Raw genomic sequence first — 23,170 nt, 5'->3', positions numbered from 1 at the left:
GGTTCCTTCCGGTTCTGCGTACTGCTTCGTTACTGCACGGGGTATTTTCAAAACACCATAAAAACGCCAAAGGGGCGATGCGCCCCTTGGTCTGTTCTTATTGTCGGCCGCGTTAAATGCGCATCGGCATCACCACGTATTTGAACTCGTCGTTCTCGGGAATCGTGATCAGCGCGCTCGAACTCGCGTCGCCAAGGCTCACCTGCAGCATGTCCACCTTCAGGTTCGCCAATACGTCCAACAGGTACGTCACGTTGAAACCGATATCGACCGTGTCGCCCTGATAAGCGATTTCCAGTTCTTCCTGCGCTTCTTCCTGGTCCGCATTCGTCGACATGATTTTCAGCTGGCCCGGCTCGATAATGCAGCGCACGCCCTTGAACTTGTCCGACGTCAGAATCGCCGCTCGCTGCAGCGAGCGCTGCAGTTCCTCTCGCCCAATCACAAACGTGTTCTTGTGCGTCTTCGGAATCACGCGCTGGAAATCGGGGAATTTGCCTTCCACGAGCTTCGACACGATTTCCACCTGGCCGAAGCTGAATTTCACCTGCGTCTGCGCGATATCGATTTTCAGGACGTCATCGATGTCTTCGAGCAGGCGTTGCAGTTCGAGAATCGTCTTACGCGGAATGATCACTTCCTGGCGCGCGAAGTTGCCTTCGATCTTCATCGACGAAAACGCAAGGCGGTGGCCGTCCGTCGCAACCGCCATCAGCTGGCTACCGTCCACCACGAGCAGCATGCCGTTCAGGTAGTAGCGGATGTCCTGCTGCGCCATCGCGAAATACACCATGCCGAGCAGCTGGCGGAACGTCTTCTGCGGAACCGCGAGGTTCGCGCCGAAATCTTTCGCTTGCGCGACCGTGGGGAACTCGTCCGCGGCCAACGTTTGCAGCGCAAAGCGGCTCTTGCCGGACTGCACCGTCAGACGCTTGTCGTTCAGCGTCAAGGTGACCTGCCCGTCGGGCATCGCGCGCAGAATGTCGAGGAGTTTTCTTGCTGCTACCGTGGTCGCGACCGATTCGCCTCCGACGCCAAAGTCGCCGTGCGTCGTGATCTGAAGCTCAAGGTCCGTAGATAGGAACGACACGTCGGGGCCGTTCTTGGTAATCAGCAGATTGGCGAGGATCGGCAACGTATGGCGGCGTTCAACAATGCCACTCACGGTTTGCAGCGGCCTGAGCAGGTTATCTCGTTCGGTCTTGACCAGTTGCATAGAGTTCCTTCGTTGATGTATCGGCCCGCTCGCGTCGCCCGACCGCTTCGATGCGCACTGAGGCCCCGGCCCCCCGCCGGCGCCCGCCATCTCGCTAGCGCGCGCCGTCCGGCGTCATTCGTCCACCCCGTCCGGCGCCCGTTCGACGGCCAGACGGTTAAACCTATATTGTGCCTGAAAACGGTACCGCTTCCCTAAAATGGGGGCGCTCGGCGAAATAAACAGAACGATTTTGCCGATCTGCCGCGATGGGCCGAACGTGCTCGTGCATCGCACCCGGCGTCGCAAATGCGGCCGCCGCCGGCCTCCCGCCGGTTGCGCCGTAGCGCCGGCGCATCAACCCTTGAGCGTCTGTTCGAGCACGTGCAGCTCGTGGTTCAGTTGCGCGTCCTTGCCCCGTTCGTCCGCGATCTTGCGCACCGCGTGCAGCACGGTCGTATGGTCGCGTCCGCCGAAGAGTTCGCCGATTTCCGGCAAGCTCTTCTGCGTCAATTCCTTCGCCAGGTACATCGCGATCTGCCGCGGCCGCGCGATGTTCGCAGGCCGCTTCTTCGAATACATATCCGCGACCTTGATGCTGTAGAAGTCAGCGACGGTCTTCTGAATGTTTTCGACAGAAATTTGCCGGTTCTGAACCGTCAGCAAATCTTTTAGTGCTTCCTTCGTCAGCTCGATCGAGATCTCGCGGCCGTGGAACTTCGAGTACGCGAGGATCTTCCGCAGCGCGCCCTCGAGCTCACGCACGTTCGACCGAAGATGCTTGGCAACGAAGAACGCAACGTCTTCCGAAAGACTCACGCCTTCCGATTGCGCCTTGCGCATCAGAATCGCGACGCGCATCTCAAGCTCGGGCGGCTCGATTGCGACGGTGAGGCCTGAATCGAAGCGCGAGATCAGACGATCGTCGATACCAGAGATTTCTTTCGGATACGTATCGCTGGTGATGATCACCTGCGCCTTGTTCGCGACGAGCGCTTCGAACGCGTAGAAAAACTCTTCCTGCGTGCGCGACTTGCCGGAGAAGAACTGGATATCGTCGATCAGCAGCAGGTCGAGCGAGTGGTAGTAGCGCTTGAAGTCGTCGAAGGCTTTACGCTGGTAAGCCTTCACGACGTCCGATACGTACTGTTCCGCGTGGATGTAGCGGATGCGCGCACCGGCTTTATCCATCAGCAGCTGATTGCCGATCGCGTGGATCAGGTGCGTCTTGCCGAGGCCCACGCCGCCGTACAGGAACAGCGGGTTGTACGACACGCCGGGATTGTCGGCGACCTGAATCGCCGCCGCGCGCGCGAGCTGGTTCGCTTTACCGGTGACGAAATTGTCGAAGGTCAGCACGGGGTTCAGCTTCGAACGCTCGTACATCGAGTCGGTTGCGTCGCCGCTGCTGGCGGCCGCGGCGCCTTGTGGCGGACGCCACGTGCGGCGGGCGGCGGCCGCTTCGTTCGCGTCGAGGCTCGGCAGGTCGAGGTCGACAGAATCGTCCGCATTTTGATGTGACGAATGATGGATCGCCTGTGCATGCTGGGCGGCGGCGCCAAGCGCGCCATTGACCGCAGACAGGCTGCCGGCCGTCGCGCCGCCGCCGAAGCCGCTCGCGCCGGCACGCGCAGCCTGCGCCGCTTGCACGGCGCTCACGGCCGCATCGACGGCAGCCGCGCCGCCATTCAGCGCTGACGCGGACGGACGCACTTGCGCAGCCTGCGGGGCGCCGCGCATCGACGCCTTGGGGTCGAGAACGAACTGCACGTCGACAGGCGTATGCCAGAAGTCGCGCGCGAGGTCGGTGATTCGTCCGGAAAACTGGCTCTTGACCCAGTCGAGCTTGAACCGGTTCGGCGCCGCAATGCTCAACGTGTTCGCGTCGGCGTCGAAGGAGACCGGGGCCAACGGTTTGATCCACGTCACGTACTGCTGGGGCGTCAATTCACGCTCCAGCAATGCGGAACAGTGTTGCCAGAATTCGTTCATCAAGTCGCTGTCGTTATGGTTGCACCGCGCACTCGCCGCTGCTCTTGTCACTTCACGCGACGAGGCCCGAAGCAGCCGGACGAAACAGCTCCAAACGCTTGCGCCACAAGGCTTTGCGGCGGTAAGCGAAACGGAGCGGCGTGCAGGATTCTTGGGATGTAAGGCGAGATTCTAAACCCAAATCGTGCGGGAAAGTTGAGTTATCCACAGGGCACGATCAACTGCGCGCGACGTGCTTTGCCACCGTGCAGCGCGCTTCGGTCTGGCCTGGATCCCGTTTGAGCGTTGCCCGAATGCATGCCTAAACTATTGACGGCCAAAAGAAAACCGGTTTAAATAGCGGGTTCTGCAGAAACCAATTTCCCGTGCCACCCGGCCAGCACACAGGCCGGGTCGCCAGGCGCCCGATCAGGCAGTGCAGGCAGCAATCAGGCGGCGCGCCGAACAGTCCGCAAGCGGTCCAGAAGAGCGGCCCTCTGTGGTCATTTCACACAAGAAAGTGAGAGCAACATGAAACGTACTTACCAACCTTCCGTTACCCGTCGCAAGCGCACCCATGGCTTTCGCGTGCGCATGAAGACCGCCGGCGGCCGCAAGGTCATCAACGCTCGCCGCGCGAAGGGCCGTAAGCGTCTGGCCATCTAAGGCAGACGCGGTCGCCGTCGTAACCGCTTTGCCGCGATCGTTGCCAATGTCATTGCCAAGGTCTCTTCGCGCAAAGTCGTCTGCGGTCTTCGTCTATCTTGTCCCGCGCTGTGGCTGATACCCGCGATGTGGCGGGAACGGCAGCAGCGCAGCAGAACGTCACCGTTCCGATGCAGCGAGCGCAAGCCGCCTTTCCCAAAGCCGCCCGGCTGCTCAAAACGGATGAGTTCTCATCCGTTTTTCGTTTGCGTCCGTGGCGGCGTACCGCGCATTTCGTTGTCTATGCGCGGCCCACGGGGAGTGACGCGCGGCTCGGTCTCGTCATCGGAAAGAAGTTCGCACCGCGCGCTGCCACGCGAAATCTGATCCGCCGGCTTGCCCGCGAAGCGTTCCGGTTGCGTCGCGGGGAATTTGGCGGGTGGGACGTGCTGATCCGGCTTCACACGAAGATCGACAGGAAGGCTTTTCCAAGTGCGGCGTCGCCGCCGTTGAAAGCGTTGTTCCGCGGCGAAATCGACGTGCTGCTGGATAAGGTGGGACGTGAGATCGCGCGGCGGGAAGCCGCGGCGCCCGCGGTTGCCGAGACGCCCGCCATCCCGCCGGCGGCGTCATGAAGGTCGAAGCGTGTTGGGCGGCCCGGCCGCTGTAGCCATGCAAACGGTACTGTTCGCTTTACTGCGGTTTTACAAAGTTGCCGTGAGTCCGCTGCTCGGCAGCCGGTGCCGTTTTTATCCTTCCTGTTCTGATTACGCGCGCGAAGCAATCCAGTATCATGGCGCCGCGCGCGGAACGTACCTCGCCGCCAGGCGTCTGTGCCGCTGCCACCCGTTTTCGGCCGGCGGCGTCGATCTAGTCCCGCCACCCAAATCTGAAAAGCGCTGATGCGCTCTCGCCTCGACTGAGACAACGCATGGATATCAAACGCACGGTCCTATGGGTCATCTTCTTCGTATCGCTTGTCATGCTGTTCGACAACTGGCAGCGGTTCCATGGGCACCCGTCGATGTTCTTCCCGAGCGCGACGCCGACGCGCACTGCGACCACCGCCGCGTCCGGCACGACGACGCCCGGCACGCAGGCGTCGGATCTGCCGCAGACCACTAACGCCGGCACCGCGCCCGGCACGACGACGCCGGCCGAGCAGAAAGCCCAGCAGATTCCGTTCAGCACCGACGTGTATCGCGGCGACATCGATACGCAGGGCGGCACGCTGTCGAAGCTCACGCTGATCAAGCAAGGCGATGGTAAGCAGCCGGACCTCGTGATTACGCTGTTCGATCACACGAAGGACCATACGTATCTCGCGCGTACGGGCCTCTTCGGTGGCGATTATCCGAATCACAACGACATCTTCACGCCGGTGCCGAACCAGCTGCACGATCTCGCGGCCAACCAGAACACGATGCAGATCAGCCTCGAGTCGCCGGTGAAGGGTGGCGTGAAGGTCATCAAGACCTACACGTTCACGCGCGGCAGCTATGTGATCAACGTCGATACGAAGGTCGAGAACGTCGGCACGACGCCGGTCTCGCCGACTGCGTACATGGAACTCGTGCGCGACAGCCAACCGGTCGAAACGCCGCGCTTCTCGCATACGTTCATCGGACCCGCGGTCTACACGTCGGAGCATCACTTCCAGAAGCTGTCGTTTAGCGACGTCGACAAAAACAAGGACGATTACGCCACCTCGGCCAACAACGGCTGGGTCGCGATGGTCCAGCACTACTTCGCGTCCGCATGGATTCCGAAAGAGGGCGTCGAGCGCAAGATCTACATCAACAAGCTCGATCCGTCGCTGTATCGCGTCGGCGTCACGCAGCAGTTGCCGACCATTCAGCCGGGTCAGTCGTACGACGTATCGGCGCGCCTCTTCGCGGGTCCGGAAGAAGAGCGGATGCTCGAAGGCATCGCGCCAGGCCTCGAACTCGTGAAGGACTACGGCTGGGTGACGATCATCGCGAAGCCGCTGTTCTGGCTGCTCGAGAAGATCCACAGCTATGTCGGCAACTGGGGCTGGGCGATCGTGCTGCTTACGCTGCTGATCAAGGCCGTGTTCTTCCCGCTGTCGGCCGCGAGCTACAAGTCGATGGCGCGCATGAAAGAGATCACGCCGCGCATGCAGGCGCTGCGCGAACGCTTCAAGGGCGATCCGCAGAAGATGAATCAGGCGCTCATGGAGCTGTACAAAACCGAGAAGGTGAACCCGTTCGGTGGCTGTCTGCCGGTCGTCATTCAGATTCCGGTGTTTATCTCGCTGTATTGGGTGCTGCTGTCGTCGGTTGAAATGCGCGGCGCCCCGTGGATTCTCTGGATTCACGATCTGTCGCAACAGGATCCTTACTACATCCTGCCGGTGCTGATGGCAGTCTCGATGTTCATTCAGACGCGTCTGAACCCGACGCCGCCGGACCCGGTTCAAGCCAAGATGATGATGTTCATGCCGATCGCGTTCTCGGTCATGTTCTTCTTCTTCCCGGCCGGCCTCGTGCTGTACTACGTCGTGAACAACGTGCTGTCGATCGCGCAGCAGTACTACATCACGCGGATGATGGGTGTAGGGAAGAAGAAACCGGCGTGATCTGATTGTGCGGTGCCTCGGGCGCCGCGAGTTTTCCGCCAAACAAAAGCCGTCCTTCGGAACCGAAGGACGGCTTTTTTATTGGCTGTTGTTGGCTTGGTTGACTGTCGTTATCGGTTGTCGCCGGGCGCACCGGTCGATCCCTCCTGGCGGTCACTCGTTCTCGAGGTCGCCGTAGAATTGTGCAACCAGTTCCTGCACCAGATAGCGATGGTGCGGCATCAACGATTCGATCTTGTTCGCCAGCTCGAGCGACTCGGGCGAAGCCGGGTACTTCTCTTCAGGCGGTGGCGGCGGCGCCGGCTTTGGCTTCCTCTTCGAGGTCGTCACCTTTGGCGGCGGCCCGTAGTGCAACCAGTGCAAATCGACGCGCAGCGCTCTCGCAAGCGTTTCGAGCTTGTCGAGTTTCGGGATCGTGCGGCCTTTGAGCCATTTGTCGACGGTCTGCGTCGTGACAGACTCGCCTTCGAAGCGCAAGTTGAAGAACCGCGCGAGCTCCGTCGGGCCTTCCGGCTTTTCCGGAACGCGTCTTAACGCAAGCTTCAGGCGATCGGCAAAGGCCTGTTTTTCATTGATCGTAGGCATAGCGAGATTGTGCATTTGCATTCTCAATCCGTAGCCAACCGCACAAGCTAGATATAGCCTGATCGAGATACAACGACCTCAGCTAAGAATTGGATAGGACAAGTACTGAAAAGACCACGAGGACATAGGAATACAAGCATGCGACGCGATCATATACATCAATTGAATCGCAAACTTCTTAGCTTGACCGTTGTTTAGCCTATCTCAAATAAGATAAGTCTGTACGTTTGATGCCGGATCTAAGACTCTGCGTCGGTCAAAAGCCACGGTCCACCGGCACGCTACAATGCTCGACGCCTGAACGACCTGTTCCACGCATCGGGTTTGCGAATTTTCAGATTATCGATTTCCTATGCTCTCAACCGATTCCGATCCCATCGTTGCCATCGCCACCGCACCCGGACGCGGCGGGATCGGCGTCGTGCGGATCTCGATCGGACGGGCGGGCGAGGCGGCCGCCGAATCGTTGATGCACGCACTGACCGGGCAGGTACTGAAGCCGCGTCACGCGAGCTACGTCGGGTTTCTCGACGACGCGGGCAACGCGCTCGATCACGGCATCGCACTGTACTTTCCGGCGCCGCATTCCTACACCGGCGAGCACGTGCTCGAGCTGCAAGGCCACGGCGGCCCGATCGTGCTGCAGCTCGTGCTGCAACGCTGCCTCGACGCAGGCCAAGCCTTTGCGCTGCGCCTCGCCGAGCCCGGCGAATTCACGCGTCGCGCCTTCCTCAACGACAAGCTCGACCTCGCGCAGGCGGAAGCCGTCGCGGATCTGATCGAGGCAAGCACGGAGGCTGCGGCGCGCTCGGCCGGACGATCGCTCGAGGGCGCGTTTTCACGCGACATTCACGCGCTCGTCGAAGAAGTCGTCACGCTGCGCATGCTGGTCGAAGCGACGCTCGATTTCCCGGAAGAGGAAATCGACTTCCTCGAAGCCGCGGACGCGCGCGGCAAGCTCGCGCGAATCCGTGAGCGCCTTGCGGCCGTGCTTCGCGACGCGCGCCAGGGCGCGCTGCTGCGCGAAGGACTGTCGGTCGTGCTGGCGGGACAACCGAATGTCGGCAAGTCGTCGCTGCTGAACGCGCTGGCCGGCGCCGAACTCGCGATCGTCACGCCGATTGCCGGCACCACGCGCGACAAGGTCGCGCAGACGATTCAGATCGAAGGAATTCCGTTGCACGTGGTCGACACGGCAGGACTGCGCGACACGGAAGACGAGGTCGAAAAGATCGGGATTGCCCGCACGTGGAGCGAGATCGAAAAAGCTGACGTCGTGCTGCACCTGCTCGACGCACGCGCAGTCATGACCGCCGAAGACGAGCGAATCGCCGAGCGCTTTCCCAAAGGGGTACCGGTACTGCGGGTCTTGAACAAGACGGATCTGACAGACTTTCCGCCGGCCGTACGCGACCTCGAAGCCGAACACGGCAAGGCAGAAGGCGCGCGCAGCGCCGACCTGCGCGAGGTTCGTCTTTCAGCGAAACACGGAGACGGCATCGCGTTGCTGCGTGCCGAACTGTTGCGCATCGCCGGATGGCAGGCAGGAGCAGAAAGCGTTTATCTTGCGCGCGAGCGCCATTTGATCGCACTGCGCGCCGCCGACGAACACCTGGCGCTCGCCGCCCAGCACGCCGATCAAAACGCGCGCGCGCTGGATCTGTTCGCCGAGGAATTGAGGCTCGCACAGGAGCAATTGAATTCGATCACCGGCGAGTTTTCGTCTGACGATTTGCTGGGGGTCATTTTCAGCCGCTTCTGCATCGGCAAATAGCGGAAAAACAAAGCAAAGAAGCAAATCCATCGCACCAACATGCGAGTACGCCGGCCGGCTGCGGAGCGTCAGGCGGACTGCACGGCATCCTGCGTTCCGTCAGCCGATTCAATCGGTTGCGGAAACAACACGCCGAGGCCACCCGCATCGAACTCATCGAGTTCGAGCAGCAGACTATCGATAGCGCACAGCTGCGCTTTGGTGAGCATTGGCGCTTCGAGCAACCGATGCAGTCGCTGTCGCCAATACGCCGATGTGAGAATGGGACCGCCGAAATCGCCAGTCAGTGATGGACGCATCACGCGTGAAATATGAGCGATATCGCGATCGAGCAACCCGTTCATATGCGCCCCCCGGTGCAATAGTCAGGTTCCTGCGTTCTGTTACTTCTGATCTTCTGAGGATTAATGTAGCGCCGTTTTCATCGCCGCGCCACTTTCCAGCAGCAGACGACCGCATTTAATGCGCAGTGGGAGGAATCGATGCGTTACCTGCAGTGGGAGCCCGGTTGCAGTCGCCGATCGACGAACAGCGCAGAGGCAGAGGACGAAGGGGAGTAAAGCGGCGCGGATTGCGCCGCACGCAAACAGGAGGCTGCAACGGCTCGTCTGTCGTCCGTTACGTGGCGGCGCTTGCGATCCTGAACCGCACAACGCGGCAACCGTGGAACTCAGTCACCGAGAGATCCAGCACCGGTGCGAAGCAGGTCATTCCAGGTGTAGGAACCCAACAACCGGAAAAGACGATTCCGGATGCCTCCCGCCGGTAGCGGAAGGCATTCGGTTTCGCCACACACGCTCAGTGATGTAGCAGGCTGCGAATCGGGTGCCGCCAATCCATCCGGCGGGCCGCGTCAAACTCCTCTTCGAGCTGATGGCGATGCTCTTGCCAAAGCTCATCGGAAAAGAGAAACGCGACGATCAGAAGCGGCACAATCAGAAACGCGCCTAGAACCAGATGCTCGATCACATTAGCCTCCGTGGATCGACGTTGACTCGCAATTTCATTGTAGGCGTCCCACCTGCTGCCGCGTGCCATCCATGTGGGTAAGCACGCACAATCTTCACTGAGCTTGCAGACACTACCTTTGCGCCGAGGTTCACCGCGAATGGAGCGTCGCTACGCGGGTGACGCAAAGCGCTCAGGCAGCGGCCTTTTTCCAGGCCGCTGCGAGCATGCCGGCCCCGATCAGTAAGGTTCCACCCGTGCGATTCACAGCAAGCTGCACGCCAGGTCGGCGGATCGCTCGACGAGCCGCCGACGCGAGCAGCGCGTAACCAAGCGCATTAAGCGTACCGAGCGTGACGAACGTCGCTTCGAACACCGCGATCTGCGTCCACGTCGCAACTTGCGTATCGATGAACTGCGGCACGAACGCGACAAAAAAGACGATGCTCTTCGGATTGAGCGCTGTTACTGCGTACGCGTGGGCAAGGATGCGGCCGGTGCGCGTCTCAGCGCTTGCGTCCAGCGTCGTGTTTTCGGGTCCGACCGGCGTGCGCCAGAGCTTCACGCCGAGATAGATCAGGTAGGCGGCGCCTACCCACTTCAGGGCGGAGAAAAGCGTTGCCGACGCGGCGAGGATCACGCCAAGCCCAAGCATCGACGCGGTCATCGACGTCAGGTCGCCAAGCGCGACGCCGGCGGTGGTGGCAAGCGCATAGCGGCGCCCGTGCCCGAGCGCATACGAGACCACGAGCAGCACGGTAGGGCCGGGAATGGCAACGAGAATGGCTGATGCAATAGCGAACGGAAGCCAGTGGGCCAGCGTCATAACGACAGTCTCCTTGGAAGTCGTTCCGATTTATCCACGAACTTTCGCGAAGCGCAAGACGAACTGCAGCGTCGCACATTCACGGCGAAGCCGTTGTCGGCCGGGCATGATTTTTATTCTTCGTTTGCCACATGCAGCCGTGCTTTTTCGCCAAACGGTTTGACGACTTTGTGTGCGTCGCATCAAGCCAATTTAAAGCATTTAGCCAATCGCTTAATTACGTATTCTCGTAAACGAGGATGCGAGCCGCAAACGATTGTCGGACAAAGCGATGATCGCGAACAGGTCCGCGGTGCGCGATTAAATATGCATCGATTTACCGATAGGAATCTCGCGCGCGTTTGCGACAGCGAAGCTGCGACAATCCGCCGCTATTGCAATCGCACACAAGTCGTGCTTGTTCTTCCGCACAGTTCTTCTAAATTCGAAACTGCGGGTATCCCCCTGAAGTTAAATACATAGCTAACCTGAGTATTAACCCGCACGGAGGTATTTATGAAGATGCGCGTCGCGGTTCTCTTCGCTATGGCAGCTTTCGCAGCTGCATCGGCCGCTCAGGCTCAGGACCTGAAGCCTCAACAGACCGTGCAACTTACGGCCAATGCGTATGGCTGCCTGTCCAAGGACAAGCTCGACGCAGTGCGCCAGCACGAGCAGGCCGGCGAGCAGCAGAAAATGCAGGAATTTTTCTCCGGTTTCCAATGCCTGTCGACGCCTGAAAATGCGACTTTCCGCATCGTGCGCGTAGACGGACACGACATCGAATTCGTCAACGCGGCGAATAGCGACACCGAAGGTCTCTGGACCAACGATCGCTTTATCAAGCAATAGTGGGTTTTTGCCCGACGCCTCGCCGGGAAAAAACAGACAGTGGTGGTCTTTAGAAGACCGAACAAGCTTTCGCATTCAAAAACGGCTGCGCGATATTCGCCCAGCCGTTTTACATTTGCTCGCCTCGGCCAATCCGAAACAACTGCTGCATTAAACCGAGATCGCGGGCCAGCCCGGCGAGAGACGCGTCAATTGCCCCAAACGCACCTCGAATGCCCGCGCTGACCCGGCGCCATCCGTTTGTCATACCGCTTCGGCAGATTCGGTATCATCACGCTCCTCCGCCCTTCGATCCGGCGTTGTTCCGATCCGGCACGCGGCACGCTCGTTGCTTCATCTCACATCATAGGAAGTCGAGCGCGTTGCATGCGGCAGATTGAGACGTTCGTCATCGCTGCGCTTTGGCAAAACCGTTTCATCGGCGAGACGCGCGTGACGCGCGACAGAAGGCAGTATCAAAATGGCACGCTATTACGGCCCCGAATCACTCTTCACTTTCCGGTCCTCGTTTGCGGGATCGGGACTTTCCATGGCGCTCAAATCGACAATCTATAAGGCAGACCTGCAGATCGCCGACATGGATCGGCACTACTACGCCGACCATTCGCTGACGATCGCGCTGCATCCGTCCGAAACCGCCGAACGGATGATGGTGCGCGTCGCCGCATTCGCGCTGTTCGCTCAGGAACGGCTCGAGTTCTGCAAAGGCCTCTCGGATACCGACGAACCCGACCTCTGGCAGAAGGATCTGACTGGCGCAATCGAAACGTGGATCGACATCGGCCAACCTGACGAGCGGCGCATCGCAAAGGCGAGCGGTCGTGCCAACGAGGTGATCGTGATCGCGTACGGCGGCCGGACATCCGATATCTGGTGGCAAGGCGTGCGCGGCAAGGTCGAGCGGCTGCGCAATGTGACAGTCTGGTCGCTGGGCGAGGACGTCGCATCGGCGCTCGGTGCACTCGCGCAGAGAACGATGCGGCTGCAATGCACGGTGCAGGATGGCGCCGCCTGGCTCGGCAGCGCCGACGCGGACGCAGTGCCGATCGAGTGGACGGTGTTGAAGGGCGCGTCGGACGCGCGGTCGGTTGCGCAGGGCGCCAAGTGAAGTGAGTCGAGCACGGGCGCGGGAGCCGGCGACAACGTCGGCGTTGCGTCTATATCGAAGTCGTCCGCGCCGCGTCCGGCGGCCCCTTCAGTTCGACCATATTGCCCTCCGGATCGAACAGGTACAGCGACGGGCCGAAACCATCCGCGCCATAGCGCACGGCCTTTTCGCCGATGCGTGCGCCGCGTTCGACCAGATGCGCCTCGAGCGCCGCTTCGTCGAAGGGTTCGATGCGCAAACACAGGTGGTCCATGTTCCGGCCGGCGCCAGGCGATCCGCTATCCGGCCGGTCGATCTTCGCTCCCACCTGCAGTAGATCGATCAGCGAGCGGCCGGCGCGCAACTGGGTCAATCCGATGTCGCGCTGTTCCTTCTCGACGCTGCAACCGAGTGCCTCGCAATAGAATCGCGTCATCGCCTCGGCGTCGTCGACCCTGATTACTACGTGGTCAATCTCGCGGATGTGAAACTTCATGGTGCCGCCTCTTCATCTGGTTCGGAGCTTGAGGAAGAGTGTAGGGGATAGACGGGAAGGCCGGGCGCGGCAGGGCAAAATGAAAGGTGAGATGCTGAAAGCGCCGCCCCACGGGCGCAACGCGCTGGCGCCTGCGCCCATTGATCCACCGCGACGAAACCTATGGACGAAAAAAAGCCCGCTGATTTGAGCGGGCTGAATCCATATCAGGAGGAGACATGGAGGAGACAGAAATCACTATACACAACGCCCTACCGCGACGCAATATTTTTTTAAGGGAAAACCCGATGTCGTGTCGTTTTGCCACATGCGCATAAGACCGGCGCTTCCGTCCCCAATAGTTGGGATGCCCGAGGGAAGCCCGCCAGATATCCACGACATGGCAATGACAGAGCAAAAACCGGAGCGTAGTGTGTCGACGTGCGCCGTAAATTGGGAACCGTCGCAACCTGTCCACGAGCGCTGACAATGAAAACCGCTTACACCACCGAATCCGAACGCTGGGCCGCCGTTGCGCGTCACGACGCACAGGCGGACGGCGCATTCTTCTACGCGGTGCGGACGACGGGCGTGTTTTGCCGCCCATCGTGTTCGTCGCGGCAGCCGCGCCGCGAGAACGTCGAATTCTTCGCGACGCAGGACGACGCGCGCGCCGCCGGTTACCGCGACTGCAAGCGGTGCCGGCCCGGCGGCCTGCCGCGCGAAATGGACATCGTCAATCGCGCGTGCGCGGTACTCGATGCGGACCCGCAGCAGCGTCTGACGCTTGCCCAGCTCAGCGACGCGGTGCATCTGAGCCCATTCCACCTGCAACGGCTTTTCAAGCGCGTCGTCGGCGTATCGCCGCGGCAGTATCAGGCAGCGCAGCGCGGCGCGGCACTACGCGACGCGCTCAAGCGGGGCGCCAACGTGACGCGCGCCACGCTCGACGCCGGCTTCGGCTCGCCGTCGCGCATGTACGATACGGCGCCGGCCGAACTCGGCATGGCACCGTCCGCGTATCGCCGCAAGGGCGCGGGACTCGTCGTGCGTTACGCGGGCGCGTCGACTCCGCTTGGCATTGTGCTGGTCGCGGCAACCGACCGCGGAATCTGCAAGATCGCCTTCGGCGACGATCGGGCCGCACTCGTCGACGGCCTGCGGGACGAATTCGCGAATGCCGAACTCATCGAAGATCCGGCGCCGCTCGCACCGTTCGTCACGCAGATCGATGCATACCTGCGCGGCTCGGAGCAACGCGTCGACCTGCCGCTCGACATCGCGCCGACAGCGTTCCAGCAGCGCGTCTGGGACGCATTGCGACGGATTCCGTACGGCGAGACGCGCAGCTATTCGGAGATCGCCGCAGCGGTCGGCTCGCCGCAGGCGGTGCGCGCGGTCGCCGCTGCGTGTGCGTCGAACCCGGTCGCGCTGGCGATTCCGTGCCATCGCGTGCTGCATAAAGATGGCTCCTTGAGCGGCTATCGCTGGGGCGCGGCACGTAAGGCGGCGCTGCTCGACGCGGAAAAACAGCGCGGCGATGGGGCGCCGCAGGCGGCGGCAGCGACGGCGGTGCCGGTGGCAAGCAGTACTGCGACAAACGACACGTCCAGCGCCTGCACGATCACCGCTGCCATATCTGGCGGCACCGCAACCGAAACCCACCGGTCAAACCGGAAAGCCGCCCGAACCGTCGACCTGGACCACGCCGCTTGAGCACACAAAACAACGTCAAACTCGATCTACCGTTCAAGGCACCCTACGACTGGCCGCGCACGCTGCGCTTCTTCTCGGGCCGCGCGACGCCAGGCGTCGAATCAATCGAAGCAGGCGCCTACCGGCGCGCGATCGAATGGGCCGGCGACAGCGGCACGCTGCAAGTCACGCTTCATCCGAGAAAGCGCTGCCTCGTCGCGACGATCGACGGCGCCGTGGCGCGGCACGCAGATTCGCTCGCTACGCCGGTCTCGCGCATGTTCGATCTGCGCGCCGACCCGCGCGCGATCGGCGCGGCGCTTGGCGCGGATCCGTGGCTCGCGCCGCTCGTCGATGCCGCACCCGGTCTGCGCGTGCCGGGCGCGTGGTCGGGCTTCGAACTGGTGGTACGCGCGATCGTCGGCCAGCAGGTCAGCGTGAAAGCCGCGACGACGATCATCGGCCGGCTCGTCGAACGCGCCGGCAAACGTATCGAAGAGCATCCGCACGAGCGCACGGCATGGCGCTTTCCGACGCCGGCCGCGCTCGCATCCGCCGATCTCGCGCAGATCGGCATGCCCGGCAAACGCGTAGCCGCACTGCAGGGTTTCGCGCAGGCCGTCGCGACCGGCGCAGTGCCGCTCGACGACCCGGCTGCCGACGTCACGGCGCTGCGCGCCGCGCTGCTCGCGCTGCCCGGCATCGGGCCGTGGACCGTCGAGTATGTTGCGATGCGCGCGTGGCGCGACCCTGACGCGTGGCCCGCGTGGGACCTCGTGCTGATGCAGTCGATCGCCGCGCGCGACCCGGCGCTCGCGCGCCCGACGCAGCAGCGCACGCGCACCGATGCGTGGCGCCCATGGCGCGCGTATGCGGCGATGCATCTGTGGAATGAGGTTACGGATCGACTCGGGGCCGCGCGGGGAGGGTAGCGGCGTGTTGGTTGCGTGAGCGATGGTGCAACGCGAAATCGATCATAGGCGCGTCCTCCATCACATGCACAACCGGTTGCTTGAACGGCCGCATAAACCCCTACGCATCATGTCAATCGCCAACCCGCGGCGTACAGTAGACGAACCATGCAAGGCCTGCTGCAGGCGCACGGCGAACGCGCTATCCGAGCGGACCTGCACCGCCCGCCAGGCCGCTTCGAAAGCGCGCAAAGGCAGGTCAAGCAGCCGTCGTGGCGAGATGTTAAAGTGCCCGCTACTGAAAATTACGCCGCGCGTGTTCAACCCGCATCGTCCATGCGGTAGCCGGGTATCACCACTAGCAGCGGGCGACATCATTCAATGCCAAACACGAATTCTTCGCGCACGACCGACGCGCTGCTACACCGTCTGTCCGTGCTCACATCCGGCCCGCAGCGCGACGCGCTGACCACGGGCCTGCGCGGCATCGAAAAAGAAAGTCTGCGTGTCACGCACGACAGTCGTCTCGCGACGACACCGCACCCTCGATCGCTCGGCTCCGCGCTCACGCATCCGTCGCTAACCACCGACTATTCGGAAGCACTGCTCGAGCTCATCACGCCCGCCGAGCTCGACGCCGCGCTCGCGCTCGAGCAACTCGACACGCTGCACCGCTTCGTCTATGGGCAGCTCGGCAACGAGATCCTGTGGAACAACTCGATGCCGGGGCTCCTGCCCGAAGACGACGACATTCCGATCGCGCGCTACGGCACGTCGAATATCGGCAAACTGAAGTACGTGTATCGCGTGGGCCTCGCTTTACGCTATGGCCGCACGATGCAATGCATTGCCGGCATCCATTACAACTATTCGCTGAACGAAGAAGTGTGGCGGCTCCTGCACGTCGACCAGCAGTCCACTGCGACCGCGGTCGATTTCCAGTCCGAACGCTATCTCGCGCTGATCCGTAATTTCCGCCGCACGAGCTGGCTGCTCATGTATCTGTTCGGCGCATCGCCGGCGCTCGACAGGCGCTTTTTGCGCAACCGTCCGCATACGCTCGAAGCATTCGACGCCGACACGTTCTATCGCCCGTACGCCACGAGCCTGCGAATGAGCGACCTCGGGTACTCGAATACCACCGGGCAATCGGCGCTCCATGCGGACTACGACACATTGTCCGGCTATCTCGATGCGCTCGCCGAGGCGGTCAGCCAGCCTTATCCGCAGTACGAAGCGATCGGCACGAAACGCGACGGCGAGTGGGTGCAGATCAACACGAACGTGCTGCAGATCGAGAACGAGTTCTACTCGACGATTCGTCCGAAGCGCGTCGCGTACTCGGGCGAGCGTCCGCTGCATGCACTCGCGGCCCGCGGCGTGCAATACGTCGAAGTCCGTTGCATGGATATCGATCCGTTCGAGCCGACCGGGCTGTCGCTCGAGGCCGCGCGTTTTCTCGATGCGTATCTGCTCGTTTGCGCGCTCGAAGACAGCGCGCCGCTGCCGCCGCCCGCTTATACGGAAGCGAACCGCAACTTCTGCCTCGTGACGACAGAAGGGCGCAAGCCCGGACTCGAATTGATGCGCGATGGTCAGCCGGTTGCAATGACAGAGTGGGCAAACGCCTTGCTCGACCGCATCGCTGTGGCGGCGACCACGCTCGATGCGGTTCAGGGGGGCGACAATCATGCGCGCGCGGTCGCCGCGCAGCGTGCGAAGCTCGCGGACCCGTCGTTGACGCCTTCCGCGCGTGTACTGCAAACCATGCGCGACAAGCAGCAGAGTTTCCTCGCCTTCGGACTCGAGCAAAGCGAAGCGCATGCGGCATACTTCAGCGCGCGGCCGCTCGACGCCGCATCGATAAAAGAGTTCGAGACGCTCGCCGTGGAATCGCTCGCGGCACAAGAAAAACTCGAGCGCGAAGAGGTGGGCACATTTGATGCGTTCGTCGCCGCATATCGCGCATACACGTTGAACCGTTTCAGCGTGTGACGTCGGCGCACGGAAATAATAGGGATTGCGCACGCGCTTTGCGAGGCAACGTCTACCCGTCAAGCCTCGCATGCGGGCGCTGATCAGCAAGAATTCCGTTGCCGCGGCAAATGCATCGAACTGAAGCAACGAACTGAAGCAACGAAGCGGATCGCCCACCGTATTCAAACGCATGAAACACGCTCGTCGCACCCAGGTCCAACCTGTATTGCAGAATTGCAGACCGGACCCGCCGCGCGCGCATGAAACACGTGCGGCGGACGTGCATCGTTCAGGGAGGAAGGATGCGATGAAAAAAGGTCTATTGGCCGTGTTGTGCGTGCTCGCCGCCGGATGCTCGACGCGCGGGCAGGTGAACCCCGACGTAATGCAGATCGCCACCGCGCCGCTCACGTGCTCGACGAAAGCCGAATGCGACACATGGTGGCAACGTGCGCGCACCTGGGTCAGCGATCATTCGCGCTACGACGTGACGACCGCCACCGATTCGCTGATCCAGACCGCGGGGCCGGACGGAGGCAAGCGCGACCTCGCTTATCAGATCACGAAGACGCCGAACAGCGACGGCACATCGACGATCGGCTTCGCCGCGCATTGCGACAGCTCGCTCGGGTGCAAGCCAAATCCGTGGGAAGCCGGTGCGGACTTCAAGCAATTCGTGCGAGGCGGCAACGCAAACGCGAGTGCTAACGTCGCGCCGCCGCCCAAGCATCCTACCGACGCGATACCGGGACAAACGATGCCATCACCGACTGGCGAGCCGATCTCGCAGTAGACGGCAAGCTCATTGCGCGGCTTTATAGGGATGCTTTAAGACTTCTCCGATTGGACTTGAAGATGACCGAATTTATCGTTCGGTCACCCTCAATTCCATCGAGAAGCTCCCATGTATCTCCGACTCTTCTTCGCGGCCGCATGCGTCGCACTCGCGGCTGGTTGCACCACTTCATCCGGTCTTACCTATAACAACGACGTGATCACGTTGGCCAACGGTACACAGGCGCATCGCGTGCAGTGTCTGGGCCTCGCCGAGTCCACCGAAAGCTGTATGGAGCAGGTGCGCAAGGTTTGCGGCGACAAGCAGGCGTTGCGCGTATCCGCCACCGATCGTGCGATCTCCGGCTACAAGCCCGAAAACGATCCGCGTGAAATCCTCTTCACCTGCGCGACGCCGGTCGTGCAACAGCCCGCTGCGCAACCGGCGCCGCCACCGGCTCCGCAGCCGGCGCCGGCACCCGCGCCGGCGCGCAAGGTGACGCTGCAAGGCGACGCGAATTTCGCCACCAACAGCGCGACGCTGACGCCCGCCGCCAAGGCAAACCTCGACGAATTCATCGCGGCCAATCGCGGCGTCGATATCCAGCTGCTGACGATCGCCGGCTACACCGATTCGACCGGTTCTGCCGCGCTGAACGAGCGGCTCTCCGCCGCACGGGCGCGCTCGGTCCAGGCGTATCTCGGTTCGCACGGCTTGCGCGCCGCGCAGTACAGCGTGAACGGTTACGGCAGCGCATCGCCGGTCGATACGAATGCGACGGCTGCGGGCCGCGCGAAGAATCGCCGCGTCGAGATTCAGGTCGACGGCCAGTAAGGCAAACCACTTCGCGATTTCTTTTCCGCCAGAAAACACGGGCCGTCGTTCCCCGGACCCGTATTGCGCGGCGGCATCGGCTTCTGGCCGGTGCCGTTTTTTTTCGTCCGTACGGGTCGCGAGCGCCCCCCCGGCTACCGGCGTCCATCGATAGGACGCGCAAATACCCGCGATAGCATTCATGCCTAGGCAACTAAAGGAGCGGCCATCTTCTGGGACGATCTCCGTTTCGCCACCGACTTCGCTGCTGTGCCCGACGCGCGTCGGGCTCTGAATGCGCGCTACCCGGCTGCAGTCGAATCGCGCCCGCAGAACTCTCGGCAATCCTCCTGTTAGCAAGCGCTCACTTTTCCGCGTAATTCATTGTATCCGGCGCAAAAATCCGATGCATCCTTGCATATTACGGATGCATATAAAGCTGGTGTGCTGCCACCCGCTCCGCCCATCGGACGAACAGCAACGCTCCAGCGCGCCCGCCAGAAAAACAACACTCGATCAAGGGTTTCGCGAGAACTATGTTGAAACTTAATTGCATAGTCAATATTATGTCAGTCAACGAGTTACGCGCGATCTGCGCCATTCGAGACCATGTTCTGACCGCTTCAAAGCGAGCCCGCCCGCGCCGGCCGCAGAGGAATCCCGCGATGCTGTACCTGAAAAACACCCTTGGCGGCTTGAGCCGCTCCCTGATCGATTCCGCGCTGCTCAATTTTCAGAAGCCGTATCGCTGGTGGAAATTCGCGCTCTATGCGGTCGTCTTCGTGTTGCCGGGTGGATCGCTTGGGGTGCTTTTTCTCGCGTGGATCGATCATCGGCGTGCGCGGCGTGCTGTGAAACCTGCGTCAATAAACAAGCCGGTGGCGCTTCTCGCGACGGCATCGATAAAAGCGAAAGCGCCGTCCGCCACGAAAGGCATCGCGCCGGGCGCAGCCGTCTGCCAGGCGCGTTCCGATGCGCCGGCATGCCGCGCGGCCGCCGGCAAACAGGCCCGTCAGGGCTCGGCCGACCTTCGCGCCTGATGTCGCCATCGTCGGCAACGCAAGCGCATCGCCATTGCGTTCACGGCGAAACCCATGGTTCAGCGCCAGTTCACCGTTGAACTGGCCGCGCCGCGCGGTCCTATCTGTCGAGCGGCCATTTCCGCCACACCCTCGCACATCTGGGCAAACGACGCGCAATGCCGCGCCGCGCGGCCTGCGCGCGAGACGCAGCGCTCGACAACCCGCCGCTCGTCCTGGCTCGCCCGCGCCGCATGAACCGCGTTTGGCGCAGTAACGACACGTAACCTTGCGAACACCCTCCGTAACACATCTGCAAGGCACACGGCATTACTCTTCTGTCTCCGGGCGAGGCGCAGTAAGCTAGCGGTCGCGCCTCGCGGCCAGTTCATGCCGCGGCTCCGTTCACTTCCGATTGTCGTCATCAGGCACCAGACCACTCGCAGCCCGCCTGCCGTTCTGCGTCGTTCGCGGGCCGAATCGACAGGAATCAAGGAATTCATTTGCATGCAGTCCGATTTCACGACGCGCCTTAGCGCCGCCGCGCCCCGCGCGATGACGATCGTCGTCGCCGCGGCGCTCGCCGCGATGCTGGCCGGCTGCGCGGTCGGCCCCGACTACAAGCGGCCGACGACCGAGATTCCGGCGTCCTACAAGGAAGCCGCGGAAGGCTGGAAGGTTGCGCAGCCAAACGATCAGCACGATCGCGGCCCGTGGTGGACCATCTACAACGATCCGCAGCTCAACGCGCTCGAGGACAAGCTCAACGCATCGAACCAGTCGATCGCGCAATTCGCCGCCGCTTACCGCCAGGCGCGCGCGCTCGTCGCGGAAGCGCGCTCGGCCTATTTCCCCGTGGTCACGCTGAACGGCAGCGGCGAGCGGCAACAATCGCCGTCGCGCAGCGGCGGTTTCGTCACCGGCACGGGCTCGGTCGGGTCGTCGGGCTCGATCACCAATAGCTTCCGCCTGTCCGCCGATGCGACGTGGGAGCCGGATCTGTGGGGTCAGGTGAGCCGTACCGTCGCGGCGCAGCGAGCCGGCCAGCAGGGCGCCGCGGCCGATCTCGCAAACGCGCGTCTGTCCGCGCAGGGCACGCTCGCGCAAACCTACTTCACGCTGCGCTCGCTCGACTCGCAGCAAAAACTGCTCGACGACACCGTCGTGTCATTCGAAAAGTCGCTGCAATTGACGCAAAACCGCTATGCGCAGGGCGTCGCCGCACGTTCGGACGTGATCCAGGCGCAGACGCAACTGCAGTCCGCGCAGGCCGCGGCGATCGACAACGGCGTCGCGCGCGCGCAGAACGAGCACGCCATTGCCGTGCTGATCGGCGAGCCTGCATCGACGTTTTCGTTGCCGCCGGCGCCGCTCGATGCGACGCCGCCCGACGTCCCCGCGCAGCTGCCGTCAGCGCTGCTCGAGCGGCGGCCCGACATCGCGTCGGCCGAGCGCAAAGCCGCTGCCGCGAACGAGCAGATCGGCATCGCAATCTCCGCCTATTTCCCGACGCTCACGTTTTCCGCGACCGGCGGCTTCGAAAGTTCGGTGTTCTCGCAGTTGCTCACGGCACCGTCGCGCTTCTGGACCGTGGGCCCGCAACTCGCCGCGACGTTATTCGACTTCGGCCTGCGCGGCGCGCAGACCGACGCGGCGCGCGCGGCGTACGACCAAAGCGTGGCCACCTATCGGCAGACGGTGCTCACCGCATTCCAGGACGTCGAGGACAACCTCGCGTCGCTGCGCATTCTCGGCAGGGAAATCGTCGTGCAGCAGCAGGCCGTGCAGTCGGCGCAGCAGGCGCTTGCGATCGTCACGAACGAGTACAAGGCCGGCACCGTCGACTATCTGAACGTGCTGACCGCGCAAACCACCGCATTTACCGCGGAGCAAAAGCTCGCGAGCATCGCGGGTCAGCGGATGGTGTCGTCGGCCGGACTCGTGAAGGCGCTCGGCGGCGGCTGGGATGTCGCGCAGATGAATCGCGAAGATGGCGGGATAGCCGCACCGGCACCCGTGCAAGACTCCGGCGCATCGGCCCCGCAGGCCGCGGCCGGTTCAGCGCCGGTCGCGCAGAAGGGCGCTGCTGCCGCCGAAGTGCGCAACGACTAACAGAGCGGAAGTCTCGGGCACCGCGATGAAATGGTGGCCGTGCCGGGCGCCGCGAAGCGCCGGTCAATCGCGTTCGTCCGTTCGGGCACAACGCCTCGGCCGCACGATCAACCAGCCGCCCCTATGGCTGCGTCAATGTGCGAAATCGAGCGAAACCGTCCCTTTCCCGACCGGCGGGCCGATCAGGTTCAGCAGCCCCGCGAGATTGTCGAGCTGATCCGGCGTCGCGCTCGCGGTGCCCTGAAACGACGTCGCACGTCCACCGAACGATCCACGCCCATTCAGGAGCAACGGCCCCTTTATCGTCGACAGATCGACGCTCGCGGTCGCGCCCTGGGCCTGAATCACGACGCGATACGAGCCGAGCGGCTTCACGCGCGACACGCTCGAACTCATTTCGTTGAGCAGCACCGAAAGCTGCCCGAACGCGTCGTGTCCGAAGCTGCGCCAGTCGGTCCACGAAAGCCGCACGTCGCCTTGCAGGTTCAGCGTATTGAACGGCGCACCGAGCCCCGCGAGCAGCGACGCGGGCACCTGAATCGCGCCCGCCGTCATCGTTGCGCCGAGGCGCGACACGTCGACCTGAATCGCGTCGGGCATCGCATCGGTTTGCCGCATCCGCATCCGCACGCGGCCCGTGAACAGCGGCCAGAACGACGTGCGCCATTCGATACGCCCGGGCAGCAGCGTCGCACCGCCGCCATCGGGACCGGCGGCGAGCATCAGCACCGCGGAGCCTTGCCACAGCGATCCGTCGGGCTCGATAAGGTTCACGTGCCCATGCGTCGCCTTCGCGAATTGCGGCGTGATCCATGCGGCCGGCAGCGTGACGAGCAGCACCGCGCCGCACGACAGCAACGCGACGATGACCCACGGCAACGCGGCGCCCATGCGGCGCATCCAGAGATTCTTCACAGGTCCTATCCGAGCCG

Annotated in this window: 22 protein-coding genes; 14 read left to right on the top strand and 8 right to left on the bottom strand. The window is 62.5% G+C overall.

Annotation, left to right across the window (positions count from 1 at the left end; all coding sequences use genetic code 11):
- Positions 1 to 112: 112 nt before the first annotated feature.
- On the bottom strand, positions 113 to 1,216 hold the full coding sequence (gene dnaN, locus BTO02_RS00850; RefSeq protein ID WP_075155408.1) for a DNA polymerase III subunit beta: 1,104 nt from the start codon (positions 1,214 to 1,216) through the stop codon (positions 113 to 115).
- A gap of 336 nt (positions 1,217 to 1,552) precedes the next feature.
- On the bottom strand, positions 1,553 to 3,187 hold the full coding sequence (gene dnaA, locus BTO02_RS00845; RefSeq protein WP_232243411.1) for a chromosomal replication initiator protein DnaA: 1,635 nt from the start codon (positions 3,185 to 3,187) through the stop codon (positions 1,553 to 1,555).
- A 510-nt stretch (positions 3,188 to 3,697) separates the two neighbouring features.
- Between dnaA and rpmH the strand changes: the two genes are divergently transcribed.
- From rpmH to yidC, 4 genes are all read left to right on the top strand, one after another.
- A complete protein-coding gene (gene rpmH / locus BTO02_RS00840; protein ID WP_004198824.1) occupies positions 3,698 to 3,832 on the top strand; it encodes a 50S ribosomal protein L34 in 135 nt (44 codons plus the stop codon).
- Between the two features lie 110 nt (positions 3,833 to 3,942).
- Positions 3,943 to 4,446 (top strand): ribonuclease P protein component, encoded by a 504-nt coding sequence (gene rnpA, locus BTO02_RS00835; RefSeq protein ID WP_075155406.1) that lies wholly within the window; start codon positions 3,943 to 3,945, stop codon positions 4,444 to 4,446.
- A gap of 37 nt (positions 4,447 to 4,483) precedes the next feature.
- Positions 4,484 to 4,714 (top strand): membrane protein insertion efficiency factor YidD, encoded by a 231-nt coding sequence (gene yidD / locus BTO02_RS00830; RefSeq protein ID WP_075155405.1) that lies wholly within the window; start codon positions 4,484 to 4,486, stop codon positions 4,712 to 4,714.
- Between the two features lie 28 nt (positions 4,715 to 4,742).
- A complete protein-coding gene (yidC, locus tag BTO02_RS00825; RefSeq protein WP_075155404.1) occupies positions 4,743 to 6,410 on the top strand; it encodes a membrane protein insertase YidC in 1,668 nt (555 codons plus the stop codon).
- Positions 6,411 to 6,563: 153 nt separating this feature from the next.
- Here the strand turns inward: yidC and BTO02_RS00820 are convergent, their stop codons facing one another.
- On the bottom strand, positions 6,564 to 6,995 hold the full coding sequence (locus tag BTO02_RS00820) for a helix-turn-helix domain-containing protein (protein WP_075158496.1): 432 nt from the start codon (positions 6,993 to 6,995) through the stop codon (positions 6,564 to 6,566).
- Positions 6,996 to 7,347: 352 nt separating this feature from the next.
- Between BTO02_RS00820 and mnmE the strand changes: the two genes are divergently transcribed.
- Entirely contained in the window at positions 7,348 to 8,769 is a 1,422-nt protein-coding gene (gene mnmE / locus BTO02_RS00815) for a tRNA uridine-5-carboxymethylaminomethyl(34) synthesis GTPase MnmE (protein WP_075155403.1), read from the top strand.
- Positions 8,770 to 8,837: 68 nt separating this feature from the next.
- Here the strand turns inward: mnmE and BTO02_RS00810 are convergent, their stop codons facing one another.
- The 3 genes from BTO02_RS00810 to BTO02_RS00805 form a co-directional block, all read right to left on the bottom strand.
- Complete coding sequence (locus BTO02_RS00810; protein WP_075155402.1) at positions 8,838 to 9,113, bottom strand: hypothetical protein; 276 nt, start codon at positions 9,111 to 9,113, stop codon at positions 8,838 to 8,840.
- Between the two features lie 454 nt (positions 9,114 to 9,567).
- On the bottom strand, positions 9,568 to 9,738 hold the full coding sequence (locus BTO02_RS34680) for a hypothetical protein (protein ID WP_198039168.1): 171 nt from the start codon (positions 9,736 to 9,738) through the stop codon (positions 9,568 to 9,570).
- Between the two features lie 172 nt (positions 9,739 to 9,910).
- Entirely contained in the window at positions 9,911 to 10,543 is a 633-nt protein-coding gene (locus BTO02_RS00805; protein ID WP_075155401.1) for a LysE family translocator, read from the bottom strand.
- A 495-nt stretch (positions 10,544 to 11,038) separates the two neighbouring features.
- Here BTO02_RS00805 and sap1 point away from each other — a divergent pair, with 495 nt between their 5' ends.
- Positions 11,039 to 11,374, top strand: a complete 336-nt coding sequence (sap1, locus tag BTO02_RS00800; RefSeq protein ID WP_075155400.1) for a surface attachment protein Sap1 — start codon at positions 11,039 to 11,041, stop codon at positions 11,372 to 11,374.
- A gap of 529 nt (positions 11,375 to 11,903) precedes the next feature.
- Complete coding sequence (locus BTO02_RS00795) at positions 11,904 to 12,482, top strand: YaeQ family protein (RefSeq protein ID WP_075155399.1); 579 nt, start codon at positions 11,904 to 11,906, stop codon at positions 12,480 to 12,482.
- 49 nt (positions 12,483 to 12,531) lie between these two features.
- Here the strand turns inward: BTO02_RS00795 and BTO02_RS00790 are convergent, their stop codons facing one another.
- The gene (locus BTO02_RS00790; protein ID WP_075155398.1) at positions 12,532 to 12,957 is read right to left on the bottom strand and encodes a VOC family protein; all 426 of its coding nucleotides are present in this window, start codon (positions 12,955 to 12,957) and stop codon (positions 12,532 to 12,534) included.
- Between the two features lie 468 nt (positions 12,958 to 13,425).
- Here BTO02_RS00790 and ada point away from each other — a divergent pair, with 468 nt between their 5' ends.
- From ada to BTO02_RS00750, 7 genes are all read left to right on the top strand, one after another.
- Positions 13,426 to 14,652, top strand: coding sequence for a bifunctional DNA-binding transcriptional regulator/O6-methylguanine-DNA methyltransferase Ada (ada, locus tag BTO02_RS00785; RefSeq protein WP_083614938.1), 1,227 nt, complete (start codon positions 13,426 to 13,428; stop codon positions 14,650 to 14,652).
- Positions 14,649 to 15,563: a DNA-3-methyladenine glycosylase family protein gene (locus BTO02_RS00780; RefSeq protein ID WP_075155397.1), complete on the top strand. Its 915-nt coding sequence runs from the start codon at positions 14,649 to 14,651 to the stop codon at positions 15,561 to 15,563. Before ada ends, BTO02_RS00780 begins: the two co-directional genes overlap by 4 nt.
- A gap of 360 nt (positions 15,564 to 15,923) precedes the next feature.
- Positions 15,924 to 17,537, top strand: coding sequence for a glutamate--cysteine ligase (gshA, locus tag BTO02_RS00775; RefSeq protein ID WP_075155396.1), 1,614 nt, complete (start codon positions 15,924 to 15,926; stop codon positions 17,535 to 17,537).
- 289 nt (positions 17,538 to 17,826) lie between these two features.
- Positions 17,827 to 18,312 carry a hypothetical protein gene (locus BTO02_RS00770; RefSeq protein WP_075155395.1) on the top strand — a complete coding sequence of 162 codons (486 nt, stop codon included), beginning with the start codon at positions 17,827 to 17,829 and terminating at the stop codon, positions 18,310 to 18,312.
- A gap of 111 nt (positions 18,313 to 18,423) precedes the next feature.
- The gene (locus tag BTO02_RS00765) at positions 18,424 to 19,128 is read left to right on the top strand and encodes an OmpA family protein (RefSeq protein WP_075155394.1); all 705 of its coding nucleotides are present in this window, start codon (positions 18,424 to 18,426) and stop codon (positions 19,126 to 19,128) included.
- A 515-nt stretch (positions 19,129 to 19,643) separates the two neighbouring features.
- Positions 19,644 to 20,147, top strand: a complete 504-nt coding sequence (locus BTO02_RS00755; protein ID WP_442953430.1) for a hypothetical protein — start codon at positions 19,644 to 19,646, stop codon at positions 20,145 to 20,147.
- A gap of 486 nt (positions 20,148 to 20,633) precedes the next feature.
- Complete coding sequence (locus BTO02_RS00750) at positions 20,634 to 22,238, top strand: efflux transporter outer membrane subunit (RefSeq protein ID WP_075155391.1); 1,605 nt, start codon at positions 20,634 to 20,636, stop codon at positions 22,236 to 22,238.
- Positions 22,239 to 22,370: 132 nt separating this feature from the next.
- On the opposite strand, the gene BTO02_RS00745 is transcribed toward BTO02_RS00750, so the two are convergent.
- Positions 22,371 to 23,138, bottom strand: coding sequence for a type II secretion system protein N (locus BTO02_RS00745; RefSeq protein WP_075158495.1), 768 nt, complete (start codon positions 23,136 to 23,138; stop codon positions 22,371 to 22,373).
- Positions 23,139 to 23,170 lie beyond the last annotated feature (32 nt).

Origin of the sequence: Paraburkholderia sp. SOS3 (assembly GCF_001922345.1) — a bacterium.
Lineage (GTDB): Bacteria > Pseudomonadota > Gammaproteobacteria > Burkholderiales > Burkholderiaceae > Paraburkholderia.
The sequence above is the reverse complement of the archived record's forward strand: the minus strand, read 5'-3'. Positions and strand labels throughout refer to the sequence as shown.